The following is an 18,942-nucleotide window of genomic DNA, read 5'->3' as shown; positions in this document are numbered from 1 at the left end:
GGAGCCCGCATGTCCGCCCCGCCCACCATCCACCCGGGGAGCGCCGTGCCTCCCCGCCCCGTCCGCGCCCGTTCGCGCCCCCGCCGCCTGGGAGCGGCCCTCGTCGCGGGCGCCGCGCTGTCGTCGGCCTTCGTCGCCCTCTCCCCCACGTCCTCCGCGGCGCCCTCGGCGGACATACCCACCGGCACGGTGACCGTCGTCAACGCCGGCAGCGGGAAGTGCCTCGATGCCCGTGCCGCGGCGACGGCCAACGGCACCGTCGTCCAGCAGTACGCGTGCAACGGCACCACCGCGCAGCAGTGGAGTGTGGCGCCGACGTCGGACGGGCACGTCCGGATCGGCAGCCGGAACGACACGGCGCAGGTCGTGGACGTCAGCGACGTGTCGACCGCCGACAACGCCGCCGTACACCTGTGGACGTACGGCGGTGGGCTGAACCAGCAGTGGCGGGCCGTCGACGAGGGGGACGGGACGTTCCGCCTGGTCAACCGCAACAGCGGCAAGTGCCTCGACGTGCCCGCCGCGTCCACCGCCGACAGCGTGCAGCTCGTCCAGTACGCCTGCAACGGGACGGGCGCGCAGCGCTTCCGGATCGCGCCGGTCGGCACCGCGCCGGGCGAGGTCGACCTGGGGCCGAACGTCGTCGTCCTCGACCCGTCGATGCCCTCGTCGACCGTCCAGAGCCGACTGAACACCATCTTCCAGCGGCAGGAGACGAACCAGTTCGGCACGGAGCGGTACGCCGTCCTCTTCAAGCCGGGCACGTACAACAACGATGTCAACGTCGGCTTCTACACGCAGGTCGTAGGCCTCGGCGCGTCGCCCGACTCCGTGACGATCAACGGCGCCGTGCACGTGGAGGCAGACTGGTTCCCGCCGCAGAACGCGACGCAGAACTTCTGGCGGGGCGCCGAGAACCTCTCCGTCACCCCCACCGGCGGCACCGACCGCTGGGCGGTCTCGCAGGCCTCGGCGTACCGGCGGATGCATGTGCGCGGCAACCTGGAGCTGAGCGAAGGCGGTTGGTCGAGCGGCGGGTTCATGGCCGACTCGAAGATCGACGGCCAGGTGCGGTCCGGCACCCAGCAGCAGTGGCTGACCCGGAACTCGCAGCTCGGCTCCTGGACGGGGTCGAACTGGAACATGGTCTTCGTCGGCAGCCAGGGCGTCCCCGGTACGAGCTTCCCGAACCCGCCGTACACGACGGTGGACCGCTCCCCGGTCGTGCGTGAGAAGCCGTACCTGACCGTGGACGCCGCCGGCGCGTACAAGGTCGTCGTGCCCGCCCCGCGTACCGACTCGACCGGCGCGAGCTGGACGGCCGGCGGCACTCCCGCCGGGACGCAGCTCGGCATCGACCGGTTCTTCGTCGTGAAGCCGGGCGCGACGGCGGCCCAGATCAACGCCGCCCTGGCCGCGGGCAAGGACCTGCTCGTCACGCCGGGCGTGTACCACCTCGACCAGACCCTGCGGGTGACCCGCCCGGACACCGTGGTCCTCGGTCTCGGCCTCGCGACCTTCGTCCCCGACAACGGCATCACGGCGATGACCGTCGCCGACGTCGACGGCGTGAAGATCGCGGGCGTCCTCTTCGACGCCGGTACGGTCAACTCGCCGACTCTGCTGGAACTCGGCCCCGCCGGATCGTCCGCCTCCCACGCGGCGAACCCGACGTCGCTCCACGACGTGTACTTCCGCGTCGGCGGCGCGGGCGTGGGCAAGGCCACCACCAGCCTGGTCGTCAACAGCGACCACGTCATCGGCGACCACCTCTGGGTCTGGCGCGCCGACCACGGTTCCGGGGTGGGCTGGACCGTGAACACCGCCGACACGGGCCTGATCGTCAACGGCGACGACGTCACCATGTACGGCCTGTTCGTCGAGCACTACCAGAAGCACCAGACGGTCTGGAACGGCAACCGGGGACGCACGTACTTCTACCAGAACGAGATGCCGTACGACCCGCCCAACCAGGCGGCCTGGATGAACGGCACCACCCAGGGCTACGCCGCCTACAAGGTCGCCGACTCGGTGACGAACCACCAGGCGTACGGCCTCGGCAGCTACTGCTACTTCAACGTCAATCCCGGTGTCACCGCCGAGCATGCCATCGAGGCGCCCAACCGCCCCGACGTCCGCTTCCGGAACATGGTCACCGTCTCGCTCGGCGGCACCGGCACGATCCGCCACGTCGTCAACGACCGCGGCGGCCCGTCCAACTCCTCCACCAACGTCGCGAACCTGGTGAGCTACCCGTGAACCGACACCTGCCCAGGCTCCTTGCCCGGCCGAGGCCCCGACCGATGCCCAGTCCCATACCTCGGCCCATGCCCCGGCTGATGCCCCGGTCCATACCCCGGCTCATGCCCAGGCTCGCGCCTCGGCTTCTCGCTCTGATAGCCCTGGTCCTCGGACTCGGAGCCGTCGTGCCCGCCCGAGCGGCGCCGGCCGCGCCGGACTTCCGCGTGATCGCGTTCTACAACGGCACGTGGGACGCGGCCCACATCGACTTCGTGAAGGAGGCGAACGACTGGTTCCCCAGGACCGCCGCGGCCCAGAACTTCTCGTACACGGCGACCACCGACTGGAACCTCCTCGCCAACGGCGGCGTGGACGCCTACGACGTCGTCCTCTTCCTCGACGACGCCCCTCAGAGCGCCGCCCAGCGCGCCGGGTTCGAACGCTACATGCGGGCCGGCGGAGGATGGCTCGGCTTCCACGTCTCGGCCTTCACCACGAACGCCTCCGGCTGGGGCTGGTACTACAACCAGTTCCTGGGCAGCGGGAACTTCCGCTCCAACACCTGGGGGCCGACCACCGCCGTCGTCCGCACGGAGAACGGCTCCCACCCGGCCGCCGCCGGACTTCCCGCGACGTGGACCTCGGCCGTCAGCGAGTGGTACAGCTGGTCGAACAACCTGCGGTCCAACCCGTCGATCAAGGTGCTCGCCTCGGTCGACCCCTCCAGCTTCCCGCTGGGCACCGACCCCGACCAGTCCTGGTACAGCGGTGACTACCCGCTCGTCTGGACCAACACCCAGTACCGCATGCTGTACGCCAACTTCGGCCACAACGCCATGAACTACTCGACGAACACGCGGCTCTCCTCGACGTTCGCGAGCCCCACCCAGAACCGTCTCCTCCTCGACGGCCTCCGGTGGCTCGCCGGCGTCGGCACCACCCCGCCCGGCCCGTTCCCCGGGGACTCCTGGTACACCCTCGCCGCCGAGTCCGACGGCCTGTGCGTCGACGCCCGAGCGGCGGGCACGGCCAACGGCACCGCCGTCCAGCAGTACACCTGCAACGGCACCCAGGCCCAGCAGTTCCGCTTCACCCCCACCACCGACGGCTACAGCCGCATCGGCGTACGCAACGCCCCGCAGCAGGTCCTCGACGTCACCGACCGATCGGCGGCCGACGGCGCGCCACTCCAGCTCTGGGCCTACGGGGGCGGCACCAACCAGCAATGGCTCCCCGTGAGCGAACCATCCGGCCGCCACCACCTCGTCGCCCGCCACAGCGGCAAGTGCCTCACCGCCACCGGAACCACCACCGGAGTCCAGCTCGTCCAACGCATCTGCGACGGCTCCCCCGCACAGAGCTTCCGCCCGACCGCGACTCCCTAGCGGAGGTACGTCTACACCGGCCCCCGTGTCAGGTCCCAGCTCACGCCCGGAGGGGCGGAACGGGACTCCGATGCGGGGGCCGACCCGCGCGCCGCGACGGGCGAAACGGGCGAGCCGAATGCTCGCGCACGCGAGACGTCGAGTCCAACGTCATCGCCTGCAACGAGGACTTCCGTCGACTCTTTCCACGCGGGCAGGCCCCAGCCAACATCATGCGATGGATGCTTCTGGATCCAGAGGCCCGCTCCGACGTCCTACTGGACTGGGAGACGCAATGGCTGCCGGTCATGATGCCCTCGCTGAAGCACAGCGTGGAACTGCGCCCCGACAACGACGGACTCGCCCGTCTCGAACGCGACATCCTCGCCGACCCCGTCGCCGGACCGCTCCACCGTGACCACGCCTCCGCCCCCACCCCCTTCTACGACGGCTCCGAACTCCCCTTGCACCACGCCCTCCACGGACCCGGCTGGCTCACCACGTGCCTCGCCGAACCCATCACCGCACCCGGCGCCCTCATCAACTTCAGCATCTACATGCCGGGAGACTCGCTGACCTGCCGTTACCCCGGGCTCACCCAGTCACTCATCAGCTGAACAAGCGGACCCGGTCGATGGCGTCGGTGGCGTCGGTGGCGGGAACCGCGGCACCGGGGGTGCTGGGGCGTTCCTTCCGGAGCACATCGCGGACCAGATGAAGATGCCCGCGATGTGCTCCGACGGCGTGCTGGTGAGCGCGGACGATCACCAGGGGCGGTAGGCCGTGAAGGGGCGCGCTCCGTCGCCCCATTGCACGGCGATGACCAGGTCGTCGTGGACGATCAGATCGGCGACGGACTTGTCGTGGTTGACGTCCTCCGAGTAGCTGCGCCGGTCTTCCTCGTCGCCGGTGGCGGCGTCGAGGACGTACAGCCCTTCCTTCCTCGACTGTTTGAGGCCACGGTCGACCAGGATCGTCACCCGGTCGCCGACGGTTCGCAGGGCGAGTACCTCGTCCTGGTTGTTCAGGACCGTGCGCCACAACTCACGGCCGTCCGACAGATCGAAGGCGACGACCTGGTCGCACTGCCACTTCCGGCACCGGGTACTGGTGACGGCAAGGAGCCGTCCTCCGTCCCGATCCACGGTCACGCGGGCCGGCTCGTACTCGTCGATCTTCCCCGCACCGCCGTCGAACTCGACACGCCCCTGGGGACGACCGTCCGTACCGAACACAAGGTAGGCCCGCAGCCCGCTCGCCTGCGCTCCCACGACCCGTACGACCAGCGGGTCGGCGGACATGAACGTCACGTCGGTTTGCGCGTCGACCGAACGCCGGTCCATGGGGACGGTCCATCGTTCCTTGCCGTCGGCGGGGTCGAAGGCGGCAAGCTTCAGTTCGGTGCGGTCGCACACGAGGACGGCGACGACCTGCCGCGCGGCGGCGGCAACCCGGTGCGGGAAACAGCCTTCGGCCACCGCGGCCTTCCAGCGTGGAGCGCCGGTACGCAGGTCGAAGGCGCGCAAGGCCTGGTCGCCGCGCAGGACGTCGCGCGCCCCGGCCGACTCGTACTGCCAGTCGTCGTCGCCGTCACGGACAACCGCGAGGCCGCCACCGGTGGCGACAAGGTCGAGCACGGCGGCCGGCTCACCGGTCTCCGCGGCGCGGCGGGTGTGCCACAGCTCTCGGCCGCTGGTCAGGTCGAGGGCGGTGACGGTGGCACAGCCTTTCTCCCGCGGCGCCTCGCCGTGGGCGAGCAGGGCGACGGAGCCGTCGGCCTCCTTGCTGACGGCGCAGATCTCGTCTCGGCCAGGCACCGCGTACTCCCAACGCCGCTGCCCCGATCCGGCGTCGAAGGCCGTGACGGCGTCGAATCGGCTGCGGACGACGGTGCCGCCGACGAACCAGTCGCCGTTGCCGTACGCGGCGGCGCTGCGGTCGGGCGGGGCTTGCCAGGCGAGCTCCATGGAGTCGCCGGGGAGTAGACCCGTGTCGGAGAGGATGCCGCCGAGGATGACGCCGCCGCCTCCCAGGACGACCAGCGCGCCCACCAAGGCGGCCACCCAGCCCCGTCCGCGGCGACGGCCGGGCACCGCGTCCGTATCCCTGTCAGAATTCGCCGACATGTGCCCCCACCCGTTGTCTCGCCACCCCTTCGAAGGCACCCAGCCTATGCGATCACTGATCAGCCACACCTTCAAGAGCGCCAAGTTCGCGACTACCGAAGGCGGTTGTGAGCACCGTTCCGGTGATGCCGAAGAAACGGCCTCGGGTCCTGTCCGGCCGATCGTGCCGCCACGAGTTGCTCGTCGTAGCGGGTGGCGACGGCTCGGGAGTTCTTGAGCCGGTTGACCGTCCGCTCGACCTCGTTGCGGCGTTCGTAGATCTCGCCGTCGAAGCCGGTGGACCGGCCGCCGTTGCTGCCGCGTCCCCCGGCAGCATGGTGATCTACTACGTGGAGTGACCACGGCCAGGCGCGCCCGGCGGGGCCACGCGAGAACTTCCGGCAGAGCGCAAGTGAGGCTGCAATGAGTGAACCGACGAAGCCCGAGATCGACGTCCCCGAGGGGGACGCTCCCACCGAGCTGACTTTCCGCGACCTCGTCGTCGGGGACGGCCTTGAGGCAAAGCCGGGCAGGGTTGTCCAGGTCCACTACGTCGGGGTCACCTTCGAGTCCGGGAAGGAGTTCGACGCTTCCTGGGACCGGGGCCAACCGTTCAAGTTCGCCATCGGCGGCGGCCGGGTCATCAAGGGCTGGGACCGCGGGGTGAGGGGTATGAAGGTCGGCGGTCGACGCGAGATCATCATTCCCCCGCGCCTCGGGTACGGCAACCAGTCGCCCTCCCCCTTGATCCCGCCGGGCTCGACCCTGGTCTTCGTGGTGGACCTGCTCTCCGTCGCCGTCTGAGGCCGGCTGCTCCCCGGCCTCGCCGATTGAGCCGGCCAGGTGCGGAAACTCCGTAGATGCCGAGTTCGCGGTGCCGGTAACGTCCGGTCTCCGGCCCCGTCGGCCCAGTCACCCACACGCACGGAGAGAGTTCTACGCATGACCAGCCAGCGAGCAACCACGACCCTGTGGCGCCCCACCGGCCCCAAGGAGCTGGATCTGGTCCGGGACCTGAACTGGCGCGCCTGGCCGCCCCGGCTGCCCGAGCAGCCGATCTTCTACCCGGTTCTCAACGAGGACTACGCGATCAGGATCGCTCGGGACTGGAACGTGAAGCACGATGGCGCCGGCTTCGTCACCCGCTTCGAGGTCGAGTCGGACTTCTTGAGCCGGTATCCGGTCCAGCAGGCGGGTGGGCAGACGATCCTCGAGCTCTGGGTTCCGGCCGAGGAGCTTGATGACTTCAACGCTCACATCGTCGGTGAGATCCAGGTGGTCCACGAGTTCCGCTGAGGCACGGGCGCCCTCCGGCACCTGAGCGGGGCAGAGCGGAGGGTGCCGGAACCAGGACTGGGAGGAACGAGGCTCAGGTCGGGGGTGCGGGGGCGAAGACTCGTTCCAGGAGGGTGTGCAGGGAGTGCCGGTCCTGGGCGTCGAGGCGGTCGAGGCCCTCGTGTGTGGTGTGCATCTTGGCGCGGATGGAGTCGGTGACGCGCTCGCCCTCGGGGGTGAGGACGACGTTCTTGACGCGCCGGTCGGAGGGGTCGGCCTCGCGGCGGACGAGGCCGCGCTTCTCCAGGCGGTCGATGATCCCGGTCATGTTGGAGGCGTCGCAGGTCATGGTCTCGGCCAGGGCGCGCATGGCGGCGGGTCCGCGGCGGAGCACGGTGAGGGCCTTGCCTTGGCTCGCCGTGAGGTTCTCGCTCGCCGCCGCGATGGTGAAGTCACCGTAGTAGACGCCGAGCGACACGGAGAGCAGCTCCATGAGCTGGGCCGTGTCGACGCGGGGAGCTTCTGTCATGAGGGTCACCCTACCCGGAGATACTTGACTACCTCAAGTAAGGCCCTCTACCGTCACCCCATTGCATGAAGTTCTCAAGCATCAAGATTGTCAAGTAGTAGCCATGAGGAGCGTCCCTGTGACCGTCACCGCGTCCCCCGCCTCCCGCGCGGCCGAGATCCTGTCCCGGCCCGTCGCGCTGAACGGCTTGACCGTCCCGAACCGCATCGTCATGGCGCCCATGACGCGCATGTTCTCCCCCGGCGGCATCCCCGGCGAGGACGTGCGGTCCTACTACGCCCGCCGTGCCGCCGCCGGCGTGGGCCTGATCGTCACCGAGGGCACGTACGTCGGCCACGACTCGGCCGGGCAGAGCGACCGCGTGCCGCGGTTCCACGGCGAGGAGCAGCTCGCGGGGTGGGCGAAGGTCGCCGAGGACGTGCACGCGGCGGGCGGCACGATCGTGCCGCAGCTGTGGCACATCGGCATGGTGCGCAAGCAGGGCCAGGCCCCGTACGCGGACGCCCCGGCCATGGGTCCCTCCGGCATCCGCACCGACGGCACCGAAGGCACGGGCAAGGCGATGACGCGGGGTGACCTGGACGACGTCATAGGCGCCTTCGCCGAGGCCGCCGCGGCCGCCGAGCGCATCGGCTTCGACGGCGTCGAGCTGCACGGCGCCCACGGCTACCTCATCGACCAGTTCCTGTGGGCCGGGACGAACCGCCGTACCGACGCCTACGGAGGCGACCCCGTGGCCCGTACGAAGTTCGCGGCCGAGATCGTGGCCGCGGTCCGCGAGACCGTCTCCGCCGACTTCCCGGTGATCTTCCGCTACTCGCAGTGGAAGCAGGACGCCTACGACGCCCGGCTCGCCGAGACGCCCGAGGAGCTGGAGGCGATCCTCACGCCGCTCGCCGCCGCCGGCGTCGACGTCTTCCACGCCTCCACCCGCCGCCACTGGATATCCGAGTTCGAGGGCTCGGACCTGAACCTGGCGGGCTGGACCAAGAAGCTCACCGGCAAGCCCACCATCACCGTCGGCTCGGTCGGCCTCGACGGCGACTTCATCCACGCCTTCGCCGGCAAGGGCGCCCCCGTCCAGGGCATCGACGAGCTCCTCGACCGCCTGGAGCGCGACGAGTTCGACATGGTCGCCGTCGGCCGCGCGCTGCTCCAGGACCCGGAGTGGGCCGCGAAGGTCCTCGCGGGGCGGACCGACGAGCTGAAGCCGTACGACGCGGCCGCCGTGCAGACGCTGAGCTAGGGACGCCTGTGGGCGACGGTTCGCCGGCCGAGTAGGCGAACCGTCGCGCGCTCCGCGCGACCGGGCGGCGGGATGTCGGCGCCCGAGCGGGACGTCGGTACCCAAGCAGGGCATCGGCAGCCAGGCGGGGGCCACCAACCAGGCGTGAGCGGCGCGCAGGCGTGAACGGGCCACAAGCCTGAGCGGCGCGCAGGCCTGCGAGGCTCGCCGACGTTCGAGGCTCGGAGGCCTGCGACACCCCCGGTCTCGCCGGCTACGCCAAAGGAGCAAGGTCCCCTTCGATCACCGTCTGGACGATCTGAGGCCGGTCCCAGAGCGCCAGGATCTCGTTCGCCATGGCCACGATGGGCAGGGGGTCGTGGTCGCGCAGTGTCTTGATGGCCGCGGCCGACAGGCCGCGCGGTACGGCTCCGGCGTCCAGGAGGCGGCGCCAGTCGGCCGGGCCGAGCGCCAGGAACTCCAGCCCGGTGAGCTCGGCGATCTCCAGGGGGTCGGCCAGGGTGCCGGGGTAGGCGGTGAGGGTACGCAGACGAGGCAGCCCGATGACGGGGGCGAGGCTGAACGGCTCACCGTCCCACCAGCCGATGGACAGGACCTCCAGGCCGGGGTGCGCCGCGGCCTGGACGCTCTTCCAGCTCACACCGTTGACGCGGGCCACGGCGGACGGCCGGTCCTCGTCCGACCTGGTGGGCGGATCCGTGGCGAGCCGGCCCAGGACCAGGTCGGTGAGGGAGTCGGCGACGAGTTCGGCGCCGGTGTTCTCCTCGTGGGAGAGCATGATGACCTGGCCCTTGTACCCACGGGGGCCAGGTGTCAGGTCGACGGCCAGCCGGTCCCCGCCGCCGTTGTCGCCGAAGGCGATCCAGCCCGGTGAGCCGACGAGGCCCTGCACCGTGGAATCGGGTGGGGTGTCGACCGCCTCCTTCGCCGCGGACTCCCAGCGGCAGGGCCGGGACGACGCGTCGGCGACGTACAGGCCGTCGAGGTCGAAGAGTTCGCAGCCGACGGCTTTCCACGCGCGTCCCGCTGACTCGTAGTCGTCACCCAGGTCCTCCCACCGGGCTCGTGTCACCCGGTAGAGCGCCTTGAGCTCGTCGGGGAGGACGACGCCGAGGCGCACTTCGGCAGCGGCGATCTCCTCCTCCGTCGCACCGATGGCATCCGGAAGGCGCTCGCGCAGCGTCCGCTCCAGCAGTTCCACATCCACCGAAGGCGCCGACAACGCCTCGGGGGCCGACTCGGGCAACCGGCGCCACGGTTCGGCGAGGGACCCGTCGACCAGGATGAGCGCCCCCGGGTGCGGGGTGCCGAGGCCGGGTTCCACGGCGGGGCTGGGACCCATCAGGCGCAGCACGGTCTTCCCGTTCGGCTGGATCGTCGCCGAGAACGAGACGTCGTCGACCCCGGCATCCGCGAGCGCGCCCCGCACCCGCTCCACCGCGTCGAACTCCTCCTGCATGTCCTCCACCTGAGCGGCCCTGCCGCGCGGAGGCCTCCGTCGACTCAGCGCCAGACTCCAACCACCCCGACCGATCCGTCCCGCCACCCGGACGGGCCCGTCGGGATGTTTCCGCCGCTGTTCGGCCAGCAGGAGCCGCAGCACCGGTTCCCAGGTCGCGAAGCCGTCCACCGATGCCGCGGGGGTCTCCTGATGATCAACCATGCGCAAACCGTACGCGGAGCCGCTGACACCGGGTGGCGGCGTACCCCGCACACCCGGTGGGCCCCGCACACCCGGTGGGCCCCGCACACCCGGTGGGCCCCGCACACCCGGTGGGCCCCGCACACTCGATGGGCCCCGGACATCCGATGGGCCCGACCCGGCGGACACCGTTACACGGCCCTCGTCCCGGGTAGGCCTCGGCTCCTGCCGTCGCCCTCACCGGAAGCCCTGGTCGACTCGGACCGGCCCGTTCAGCCTTCACTCACCCGGATCCGCCGCCACCTGGCGAACTCATGTACGGCGTAGGGCAGTTGGGGCGTGGTGCCCAGTGGAGTGAGTCTGTGCGTACGGATCCGGGTGACACCGTCGCGGCCGCTGCGGACCCAGGTCGGGTGGTGGGAACCCGTGGGCAGCTGCCGCACCACGTCGAGGTGGACGGTCAGCTCCGTCCACCCGGTGTGCCGCGTCAGTTCCAGCGCCTTGATCTCGTGCCAGGGCATGACCACGAGGTTGTTCGGCGGGCCCAGTCCGATACCGCGGCTGCTGAGGGTGAGGCCGTCCTTGGCCGTGCCGAGCAGGCCAAGGAGCCGTACGGCCAGGAAGAACGCGGCGATCCCGCACGTCACCGGTACCGCGACGGGGAAGGCGTCCGTGCCGCTCAGCACCGCTCCGGCGACGAGTCCGGCCACACCGAGCGCGTTGCGCAGGATCTGCAGGAACCAGACGGGCCTGCGAACGCTGTACACGGCCAGGGGAGGGGAAGGGTTCTCCGCTGTCACCGTAGGCGGCTGCGGTTCGGACGGCGGCGGCGGCGGCGATGGAACGGTGCGAGGGGGCGGTACATCGTCCGGCACCGTGTCGCCGTGCGTCGGCGTGGCCCCGGCATGTGCGGCACACAGGTCGAGCAGTTCGAGCGGGCTCGGGCGGCGGGAAGGCTCCTTGCGGAGGCAGGCGAGGACCACGGGCCGCAGTGACGGCGGCACCCCGGAGACGTCCGGGTCCTCGTGCACCACTCGGTACATCAGGCCCGCGGGCGCTCCGTGGCCGAACGCGCTGCCACCGGATGCGGAGACGAGGACCGCACCGAGAGCGAACACGTCGCTCGCCCCTGTGACCGGACGTCCGAGAACCTGCTCCGGCGAGTGGTACCCCGCGGTGCCGACCACCACGCCGTCCGTCGTCAGCGGGGACTCCTCCAAGGCCCGGGCGATCCCGAAGTCCAGGACGCGGGGGCCGTCGGAGGCCAGCACGATGTTGGCGGGCTTCAGATCGCGGTGCACGAGACCGTGGCTGTGGATGGCCTTGAGTGCCTCGGCCAGCGCCGCGGCGAGCCGCCACAGCTGCCCTTCGGAGAGCGCTCCGCGCCGGGCGACTTCCGCCTGCAGGGTCGGTCCCTCGACGTACGCGCCGGCCATCCACGGCTGCGGGGCGTCCGCATCGGCGTCGACCACGGCCGCCGTGTGGAAGCCCCCGACCTTGCGGGCAGCCTCGATCTCCTGGCGGAAGCGTTCCCTGAACCGGGGGTCGGCGGCGAACTCTGGCCGGATGACCTTGATGGCCACGAGCCTTCCGGACCGCGAGCGTGCCAGATAAACGGATCCCATTCCTCCACTGCCCAGCAGGCGAACGACCGTGTAGTCGCCGATCCGCTTCACGGCCGCCCAACCCCCACATCACCTCGCACCGAACGAGCTCCGCGGAATCACACCCGGCATGCGCACACCCCAGGGATCCCCCGTGGACGTCTAACGTCCTGCGCCATGCTCAGGAGCCTCGTGCCGGCTGTCGAGCCCTGATCCGGCCAAAGCTGTCCATTGGTGCGCACCGGCCCGTTCCCCTTTCTCGCCGACACTTTCAGGGCTGCCGGCTCGCGGTCGTTTCCAGAATCCACCGACAACCGTTCCGCTTCTGACCCACGCAGCCGGCCCTGCGCTTCCTCAGCCGCGGAGCCGACGCGCGAGAGCCCGGTCGTGGAGGCGGCTGAGCAGGAGCAGTGAGGACACGGCGCCGATCAGGGCGCAGAACATGTCCCACTGGGTGTCCCACACATCGCCCTGGGTGCCCAGGAACGCGTCCGCGGCCTGACCTCCCGTCACAGCCGCCAGCCACTCCAGCATCTCGAAGACGGCACTGAAGGCGAGGCAGGCGCAGACGGTCAGCGGGGCGAGCCAGCGGCTGCCGCGCAGCGGCGAGGTGCGGACGAGGAGTTCCCGCACCAGGATCGCCGGGACGAAGCCCTGCACCAGGTGACCGAACCGGTCGTACGGGTTGCGCTCCAGGCCCCACCAGTCACGCACCCAGTCGCCGGCCGGCACCTCCGCGTACGTGTAGTGCCCACCCACGATGAGGACCAGCGCGTGCACGGCCAACAGGCCGCACAGCAGACCACTCAACGGGAACCGCTTACGCAGCACCACCACCAAAGGCAGTCCCAGCATCACCCACACCGTCTCCAGCAGCCAGGTGGTCGGGTCGGCCGCGCCGATCGCCGACACCGCGAGCGCCACGACGACGGCGAGCGCGAGAGCGGCAGGCAGTCGGCGACCGGCGGCGGACTCCGCGAAGCCGGGCGTCGGCTGCGCAAACCCGGGCGTAGGCAGCGTGGACCCGGGGCTCGGCTCCGTGGCCGACGAGGGAGTGACGGTCGGGCGGGTGGCGGACATCGCTGGCTCCTCGTGCCTGGGGTGTGCCCTGATCCTCGGGCCCGCGCGAAGTCCCGGCATGAGTGCGCGTACTCAATCGCCTTATCCAAGTACCTGGTTGGGACTGCGAGACGTCGACCAGCGAACCGACGGTCTCCCCCTCCCCCAGCCGCGAGAAAGGCAGTGCGGGAGCGCTCCCATGTGGGATCGTCCCCGGTCATGCAGACAGAACCGTTCGTCCGCCGCTACCGCGCCTCCGACCGCGCCGACCTCGCCGAGATATGCGTGAAGACGGCCGACGAGGGCAAGGACTCCTCCGCGATCTACCCCGATCCGGAACTGATGCCGACGATCTTCGCCTACCCGTACGTGGAGCTGGAGCCGGACTTCGCCTTCGTACTGGACGACGGGGCCGGGCGCGCCGTCGGCTACGTCCTCGGCGCACCCGACACCGCCGACTTCGCGAAGCGGTTCCGTACCGAGTGGCTGCCCCTGGTCGCGGAGCGCTTCCCAGCACCCGACGCGGCCTCCGACGGCGCGGCCGACGTGATGGCGGGGCTCCTGCACACTCCCGAGCACATGGTCCTCGACGAGCTCACCGCGTACCCCGCCCACCTCCACATCGACCTGCTGCCCGGATGGCAAGGTCGCGGATACGGACGCGCCCTGATCAACACACTGATCACGGCATTGCACGAGCACGGCGTCCCCGCCGTACACCTGTGCGTGGTGCGCGCGAACACCACGGCCCGCGCCTTCTACGACCGGCTCGGCTTCCGGCTCCTGACCGTGCCCGACCCGGGCCCCGTCCGGCACTTGGGCCGGCCGACGGCCACCGACGGGGTGCCTGGCCGCTGAAGGCGCCTCGCCGTTGCGCGGCGAGCGGTGTGCGGTGTGCGGTGGGGGCGGGGTGGGCACCCTTCTCGGGAACCGTCCCCTTCTCCATGCCTTTGCCCTCGCGGTGACGCTCCTCGGCGTCGCCTGGTGCGTCATCTCGATCTTCTGGGAGGGCGCTGCCACTCCTCCGTGCCCCAACGGTGTGCCCCAGTGGTGGCCGAGCTTCATTCCCGCCCCGGGACTCTGAGAGTCGGTCTCTGTGGGGCGTCGCCCTTCTTTCGGAACCCACGGTGTGGCCTTGCGTGCTCCAGCCGCGTGCTGGTGGGCCCTGCAGGAGGTCGAGTCGACACCGACCACGCCCCTGTCGATCTGGCCGGGCACGTCGGCGTGGGCCTGGACCGCCTGCAGCATCCGGTGCCAGGTGCCAGGTGCGGTCCGCCGGACAGTGCCTAGTGGGATCCGAGCCGGAACCTCAGTCGGCACACCACGGCGTCCGTGTCCCGTCGTACGGCGTGGGCGACGACCGCGCCCCGTTGGTTCTGCAGGAGTCGCTGCCAGAGGTGCTCGGGCTCCGCTTCGGGTACGAGGACGGTGACCCGTGTGGTGGGCTGGGTGTCGCGGAGGGCGCGTACGTATGCGGTGATGGGCCGGCCGAGGGAGCGGCGCTCGGAGGGCAGGCGGACGAGGGGAACGCCGGGGTTCCAGAGGGCCCAGTCGCGCTCCAGGGCCTCGGTGGCCGCCAGGTCTTCGGGGTCCGGATGGCTGACGGTGACGGCGCGGACCTCGTCGCCGAGGGAGACGGCGGCCGTGAGGGCCTCGCTGGTGAGCCGGGTGAGGGAGGAGACCGGGACCAGGACGAGCGAGCGTTCGCGGTGCGGAGGCTCGGGGATGCGGCCGATGCCGAGGCGCTCGCCGATCCGGCCGTACGCCCGGTGCACGGCCTCGAAGGCGAGGACGAGGACGGGCAGGGCGATCACGATCAGCCAGGCGCCGTCGTGGAACTTGGTGGCGGTGACCACGACCGCGGAGACGCCGGTCAGGACCGCGCCGAGGCCGTTGAGCAGGGCCTTCGCGGCCCACTTGGGGCCGCGCTCGCGGTGCCGGTGCAGGACCATGCCGGTCTGGGCGATCGTGAAGCCGACGAAGACGCCGATCGCGAAGAGCGGCACGAGGGTGTTGGTGTCGCCGCCGGAGAAGACCAGGAGCGCCGCCGAGACGACGGCCAGCCAGACCACGCCGTGGCGGTGGACCTGGCGGTCGGCCTTGAGGCCGAAGACGTGCGGCAGGTAGTTGTCCCGGGCCAGGAGCTTCAGCAGGACGGGGAGGCCGCCGAACGAGGTGTTCGCGGACAGGGCCAGAAGGACCATGGTGGCGAACTGGACGACGTAGAAAGCCGCGTTGTGGCCGAGGGAGGCGTCGGCGAGCTGGGCGAGGACGGTGACGCCCGCGACGGGCTGGAGGCCGAAGCGCGAGATGAGGACGGACAGGCCGATCAGCATCACGCCGAGCAGCGCGCCCAGTGCGACCTCCGCGCGCATGGCCCGGCGGGCGGCCGGGGACCGGAAGGAAGGCACGGCGTTCGCTATCGCCTCCACGCCCGTGAGCGCGGAACAGCCCGAGGCGAACGCCTTCAGGAGAAGCAGGGCGCCCACGGTGGTGGCGTTGTCGGCGAGGACGGAGGCGTGTCCGGCGGACGCGGCCGTGGAGACGGGGGCGTCGCGGAACAGGCCGACGACGATCAGCGCCAGGATCGCGCCGATGAAGACGGCGGTCGGGAGGATGAAGGCACCGGCAGAGTCGACGATGCCGCGCAGGTTCACGCCCGTGATCAGCACGAGGACCGCCAGGCAGATCCACAGCCGGTCGCCGTAGAGCCCCGGGAAGGCGGACGTCAGGGCGGCGACACCGGCCGTCACGGCCACGGCGACGTTGAGGACGTAGTCGAGGACGAGCGAACCCGCCGCGACCAGGCTGGTGCGGCGGCCGAGGTGCGCCTTGGCCACCGCGTACGAGCCGCCGCCGTCGGGGAACGCGGCGATGACCTGCCGGTACGAGGCCACGAGGACGGCCAGCAGGCCCGCGATGGCGAGGGTGACGGGGAGAGTGAAGCCGAGCCCGTATCCGCCGGCCGCCGCGAGGACCAGGACGATGGCCTCGGGGCCGTACGCCACCGAGGCCATAGCGTCGAGGGAGAGCGCGGCGAGTCCCGTGACGGCCGTCAGCTTGTGCCGTGCACCGCTGTCGGGAGGCTCTTCGGCGCCGGGTACCGCGCCCTTCTCGGTGGCCTTCTCGGCACCCTTCTCGGTGGTCTTGTCGGTGGTCAGGGCGGTCATGTGGGCGGACTCCTTCGAGCAGGTCACGTCCGCTCAGCGTGAGCCCCGACCGGAGGACTTCCGCCGTTCCTGTCAGGTTCCTTGCGCCCGGGCGCCCACTCTTCACGCGTTCCTGACGCGGCCGGTCCTCGGCGGAGGGCCGAGGGCACCCCAGCCCGGTCGTCCTGGGCCCCTCGGACGGAGGCGGGGCCGTCCTGGTCGCGAGCATTACCTTCGCCTTCATCAGTTGCAACGAGACCGTTGCATTCAACGTCAGCGTCATTGCATCAATTCCTCGCGATCTACCTGCAGAAACGCGACAGATTAATTGACGTCACTATGAACGCAACGTAGCTTTCAGTCAGCTTCGAACACGTCATATCGCGAGACGAGGACGAGACATGAACGCAACCCCCCACACCGCCACGACACTGCCGACGGAGCGTCAGGCCGGTTGCCCCTTCGACCCTCCGGCCGAGCTGGTCGACGCCCGTCGGCACGGCCCCCTGAGTCGCTACACGCACCCCGGCGGAAAGCCCGGATGGCTGATCACCGGGTACGACATGGTGCGAGCGGTGCTGGCCGACCCGCGGTTCAGCTCGCGCAAGGATCTGATGAACGTCGTCGACTTCCAGCTTCCTCCGGCGCCACCCGGTGAGTTCCTCCTCATGGACGAGCCGGAGCACAGCCGCTACCGCAAGCCACTGGTCGGCAAGTTCACCGTGCGGCGGATGCGGATGCTCACCGAGAGGATCGAGCAGATCACCGCCGACCGTCTCGACGCCATGGAGGCGGCCGGGCCGACGGCGGACCTGGTGACCGCGTTCGCGAAGCCCATCCCCACCATCGTGATCTGCGAGATCCTGGGCGTGCCCTACGAGGACCGGGCATCCTTCCAGGAGCAGATCGACGCGTTCATGGGCGGGGAGGTCAGCGACGAGGAACTGATCGCGGCCTACACCGCGACGCAGGAGTACCTCGCGCAGCTGGTGGCCGCCAAGCGGGCCCACCCCACCGACGACGTCCTCAGCGAGCTCACCGACAGCGACCTGACCGACGAGGAACTGAAGGGCATCAGCCTCATCCTCCTGGCCGCCGGGTTCGACACCACGGCCAACATGCTGTCCCTCGGCACCTTCGCGCTGCTCCAGAACCCGGAGCAACTCGCCGCGCTGCGCGCCGATCCCGCGCTGACCGACGGGGCCGTGGAGGAGCTTCTGCGGTATCTGAGCGTCGCCAAGACGTTCCACCGGACGGCGCTGGAAGACGTCGAGCTGGACGGCCGGACCATCAAGGCCGGCACGACGGTCGTCCTCTCCTACAACACCGCCAACCGCGACCCCGACCGCTTCCCCGACCCCCACACGCTCGACCTCCACCGCCAGGCCACCGGACACCTGGCCTTCAGCCACGGCATCCACCAGTGCCTGGGTCAGCAACTCGCCCGCGTCGAGATGCGCGTCGCCTTCCGCGCGCTGGTCGACCGCTTCCCCACCCTCCGCCTCGCCGTACCGGCGGCCGAGGTCGTCCTGCGCCCCGAGACCGCGGACATCTTCGGTGTGAAGAGCCTCCCGGTCACCTGGGACGCCAAGTGAGCGCGCCCCACCTGACCGCCGACCGCGAACGCTGCATCGGCGCCGGCATGTGCGCCATGACCGCCCCCGACGTCTTCGACCAGGACCCCGAAGACGGCCTCGTACTCCTCCTCCACACCGAACCGCCCGCCGCCCACCACACGGCCGCACGCATGGCCACCGGCGTCTGTCCTTCCGGTGCGATCGCCTTCCACGAAGCGGCGCCAGGCACCTCCTAGCCGCCGTCGCCGTCGCCCACACGCCCGGCCCGAGCCCCCGCCGCATCGCGGCGGGGGCCGGCTTCTCCTACAGGCCGACGTCGCGGACCCTGAGGTCCTCCAGCGTCTCCCTCCGCACCAGCACGCGGGCCCGGCCGTCGAGCACGGCGACCACCGGCGGGCGACCGACGAGGTTGTACGAGGAGGCCATCGCCAGGTGGTAGGCGCCTGCCACCGGCACCGCGATCAGGTCGCCCGGATGGGTGTCCGCAGGCAGGGGCACGTCCTCGGCGAGGACGTCGCCGGCTTCGCAGTGGCGGCCGACGACCGTCACGCGCTCGCCCTCGGCCGGCGAGTGACGGCCGATCAGGCGGGGTTGTCGATGACGATCCGTCCCACACCGAGGCGCAGCGCGACGGCCAGGTCCTGCGGCGACTTGGCGTTGCCGTGGAGCAGGATCCGCTCGGGCGGGAATCCGGTGGTGACGGCGAGTTCCAGCTCACCGGCCGAGCACACGTCCAGGCCGAGCCCCTCCTCCTCGACCCAGTGAACGAGCGCGCGGCACAGGAACGCCTTGGCCGCGTAGTGGACCTCGGCTTCGGGAAAGGCCCTGCGGTAGGTACGGCAGCGCTCACGGACCTCGGCTTCGTCCAGGACGTACACGGGGGTGCCGTGCCTCTCGGCGACCTCGGCAAGGGACACACCGCCCACGAGGACATCGGCGTGCGGTCGCTCGGTCGTCGTGGCGGGCCAGACGGAACCGAGGCCGGCGGAGTCCGGGCCCGTCGCGGCGTCGAGGGTGGGGGCGATGTCAGGGACGGGGACGGGGGCGGGGACCGGGACAGTATCGATATCGGCGTCGGAATCGGCGTCGGAATCGGAATCGGAATCGGAATCGGTCGGGGTGGTGCCCAGGGAGACGGGGAGGGTGGCCAT

The 18,942-nt window shown here is 70.7% G+C and carries 15 protein-coding genes and 2 pseudogenes; 9 read left to right on the top strand and 8 right to left on the bottom strand.

What is annotated here, in order from left to right; genetic code table 11:
• Positions 1-9 precede the first annotated feature (9 nt).
• The 3 genes from ACIQFX_RS09505 to ACIQFX_RS09495 all read left to right on the top strand — a co-directional run bounded on the left by ACIQFX_RS09505 (position 10) and on the right by ACIQFX_RS09495 (position 4,222).
• Complete coding sequence (locus tag ACIQFX_RS09505; protein WP_402460462.1) at positions 10-2,259, top strand: RICIN domain-containing protein; 2,250 nt, start codon at positions 10-12, stop codon at positions 2,257-2,259.
• Positions 2,260-2,363: 104 nt separating this feature from the next.
• Positions 2,364-3,626: a ThuA domain-containing protein gene (locus tag ACIQFX_RS09500; protein ID WP_402460460.1), complete on the top strand. Its 1,263-nt coding sequence runs from the start codon at positions 2,364-2,366 to the stop codon at positions 3,624-3,626.
• Positions 3,627-3,847: 221 nt separating this feature from the next.
• A complete protein-coding gene (locus ACIQFX_RS09495) occupies positions 3,848-4,222 on the top strand; it encodes a hypothetical protein (RefSeq protein WP_402460459.1) in 375 nt (124 codons plus the stop codon).
• A gap of 147 nt (positions 4,223-4,369) precedes the next feature.
• On the opposite strand, the gene ACIQFX_RS09490 is transcribed toward ACIQFX_RS09495, so the two are convergent.
• Both ACIQFX_RS09490 and ACIQFX_RS09485 read right to left on the bottom strand, forming a co-directional pair.
• Positions 4,370-5,668, bottom strand: coding sequence for a PQQ-binding-like beta-propeller repeat protein (locus ACIQFX_RS09490; protein ID WP_402460457.1), 1,299 nt, complete (start codon positions 5,666-5,668; stop codon positions 4,370-4,372).
• Positions 5,669-5,823: 155 nt separating this feature from the next.
• Positions 5,824-6,033: pseudogene (locus ACIQFX_RS09485) on the bottom strand (hypothetical protein); the annotation flags it as partial.
• 100 nt (positions 6,034-6,133) lie between these two features.
• On the opposite strand from ACIQFX_RS09485, the gene ACIQFX_RS09480 reads away from it, so the two are divergent.
• Both ACIQFX_RS09480 and ACIQFX_RS09475 read left to right on the top strand, forming a co-directional pair.
• Positions 6,134-6,514, top strand: a complete 381-nt coding sequence (locus ACIQFX_RS09480; protein ID WP_402460455.1) for an FKBP-type peptidyl-prolyl cis-trans isomerase — start codon at positions 6,134-6,136, stop codon at positions 6,512-6,514.
• Positions 6,515-6,652: 138 nt separating this feature from the next.
• Positions 6,653-7,006, top strand: coding sequence for a hypothetical protein (locus tag ACIQFX_RS09475; protein ID WP_402460453.1), 354 nt, complete (start codon positions 6,653-6,655; stop codon positions 7,004-7,006).
• Between the two features lie 73 nt (positions 7,007-7,079).
• Here the strand turns inward: ACIQFX_RS09475 and ACIQFX_RS09470 are convergent, their stop codons facing one another.
• A complete protein-coding gene (locus ACIQFX_RS09470) occupies positions 7,080-7,514 on the bottom strand; it encodes a MarR family winged helix-turn-helix transcriptional regulator (RefSeq protein WP_402460451.1) in 435 nt (144 codons plus the stop codon).
• A gap of 118 nt (positions 7,515-7,632) precedes the next feature.
• Between ACIQFX_RS09470 and ACIQFX_RS09465 the strand changes: the two genes are divergently transcribed.
• Positions 7,633-8,760 carry an NADH:flavin oxidoreductase gene (locus tag ACIQFX_RS09465; protein ID WP_402460450.1) on the top strand — a complete coding sequence of 376 codons (1,128 nt, stop codon included), beginning with the start codon at positions 7,633-7,635 and terminating at the stop codon, positions 8,758-8,760.
• Positions 8,761-9,013: 253 nt separating this feature from the next.
• On the opposite strand, the gene ACIQFX_RS09460 is transcribed toward ACIQFX_RS09465, so the two are convergent.
• The 3 genes from ACIQFX_RS09460 to ACIQFX_RS09450 form a co-directional block, all read right to left on the bottom strand.
• On the bottom strand, positions 9,014-10,423 hold the full coding sequence (locus tag ACIQFX_RS09460) for an SMI1/KNR4 family protein (protein WP_402460448.1): 1,410 nt from the start codon (positions 10,421-10,423) through the stop codon (positions 9,014-9,016).
• Positions 10,424-10,674: 251 nt separating this feature from the next.
• Complete coding sequence (locus ACIQFX_RS09455; protein ID WP_402460446.1) at positions 10,675-12,078, bottom strand: serine/threonine-protein kinase; 1,404 nt, start codon at positions 12,076-12,078, stop codon at positions 10,675-10,677.
• Between the two features lie 282 nt (positions 12,079-12,360).
• Complete coding sequence (locus tag ACIQFX_RS09450; RefSeq protein WP_402460444.1) at positions 12,361-13,086, bottom strand: DUF2238 domain-containing protein; 726 nt, start codon at positions 13,084-13,086, stop codon at positions 12,361-12,363.
• 198 nt (positions 13,087-13,284) lie between these two features.
• Between ACIQFX_RS09450 and ACIQFX_RS09445 the strand changes: the two genes are divergently transcribed.
• Positions 13,285-13,923: a GNAT family N-acetyltransferase gene (locus tag ACIQFX_RS09445; protein WP_402460442.1), complete on the top strand. Its 639-nt coding sequence runs from the start codon at positions 13,285-13,287 to the stop codon at positions 13,921-13,923.
• Between the two features lie 428 nt (positions 13,924-14,351).
• Here the strand turns inward: ACIQFX_RS09445 and ACIQFX_RS09440 are convergent, their stop codons facing one another.
• The gene (locus ACIQFX_RS09440) at positions 14,352-16,235 is read right to left on the bottom strand and encodes an APC family permease (protein WP_402460440.1); all 1,884 of its coding nucleotides are present in this window, start codon (positions 16,233-16,235) and stop codon (positions 14,352-14,354) included.
• A gap of 380 nt (positions 16,236-16,615) precedes the next feature.
• Here ACIQFX_RS09440 and ACIQFX_RS09435 point away from each other — a divergent pair, with 380 nt between their 5' ends.
• Both ACIQFX_RS09435 and ACIQFX_RS09430 read left to right on the top strand, forming a co-directional pair.
• A complete protein-coding gene (locus ACIQFX_RS09435; RefSeq protein WP_402460438.1) occupies positions 16,616-17,809 on the top strand; it encodes a cytochrome P450 in 1,194 nt (397 codons plus the stop codon).
• Positions 17,806-18,027: a ferredoxin gene (locus ACIQFX_RS09430; protein ID WP_402460437.1), complete on the top strand. Its 222-nt coding sequence runs from the start codon at positions 17,806-17,808 to the stop codon at positions 18,025-18,027. Before ACIQFX_RS09435 ends, ACIQFX_RS09430 begins: the two co-directional genes overlap by 4 nt.
• 67 nt (positions 18,028-18,094) lie before the next feature.
• On the opposite strand, the pseudogene ACIQFX_RS09425 reads toward ACIQFX_RS09430, so the two are convergent.
• A pseudogene (locus tag ACIQFX_RS09425) lies at positions 18,095-18,942 on the bottom strand (diaminopimelate decarboxylase family protein).

The organism is Streptomyces sp. NPDC093089 (assembly GCF_044754405.1).
GTDB lineage: Bacteria > Actinomycetota > Actinomycetes > Streptomycetales > Streptomycetaceae > Streptomyces.
Note: the sequence above shows the minus strand (reverse complement) of the source record. Positions and strands in the feature narration are given on the sequence as shown.

Bases quoted from the DNA above. Each gene is read 5' to 3' on its own strand.
- ACIQFX_RS09505 (WP_402460462.1), top strand. From the start codon at position 10: ATGTCCGCCCCGCCCACCATCCACCCGGGGAGCGCCGTGCCTCCCCGC.
- ACIQFX_RS09500 (WP_402460460.1), top strand. From the start codon at position 2,364: ATGCCCAGGCTCGCGCCTCGGCTTCTCGCTCTGATAGCCCTGGTCCTC.
- ACIQFX_RS09495 (WP_402460459.1), top strand. From the start codon at position 3,848: ATGCTTCTGGATCCAGAGGCCCGCTCCGACGTCCTACTGGACTGGGAG.
- ACIQFX_RS09445 (WP_402460442.1), top strand. From the start codon at position 13,285: ATGCAGACAGAACCGTTCGTCCGCCGCTACCGCGCCTCCGACCGCGCC.
- ACIQFX_RS09480 (WP_402460455.1), top strand. From the start codon at position 6,134: ATGAGTGAACCGACGAAGCCCGAGATCGACGTCCCCGAGGGGGACGCT.
- ACIQFX_RS09460 (WP_402460448.1), bottom strand. From the start codon at position 10,423: ATGGTTGATCATCAGGAGACCCCCGCGGCATCGGTGGACGGCTTCGCG.
- ACIQFX_RS09440 (WP_402460440.1), bottom strand. From the start codon at position 16,235: ATGACCGCCCTGACCACCGACAAGACCACCGAGAAGGGTGCCGAGAAG.
- ACIQFX_RS09475 (WP_402460453.1), top strand. From the start codon at position 6,653: ATGACCAGCCAGCGAGCAACCACGACCCTGTGGCGCCCCACCGGCCCC.
- ACIQFX_RS09435 (WP_402460438.1), top strand. From the start codon at position 16,616: ATGAACGCAACCCCCCACACCGCCACGACACTGCCGACGGAGCGTCAG.
- ACIQFX_RS09450 (WP_402460444.1), bottom strand. From the start codon at position 13,086: ATGTCCGCCACCCGCCCGACCGTCACTCCCTCGTCGGCCACGGAGCCG.
- ACIQFX_RS09470 (WP_402460451.1), bottom strand. From the start codon at position 7,514: ATGACAGAAGCTCCCCGCGTCGACACGGCCCAGCTCATGGAGCTGCTC.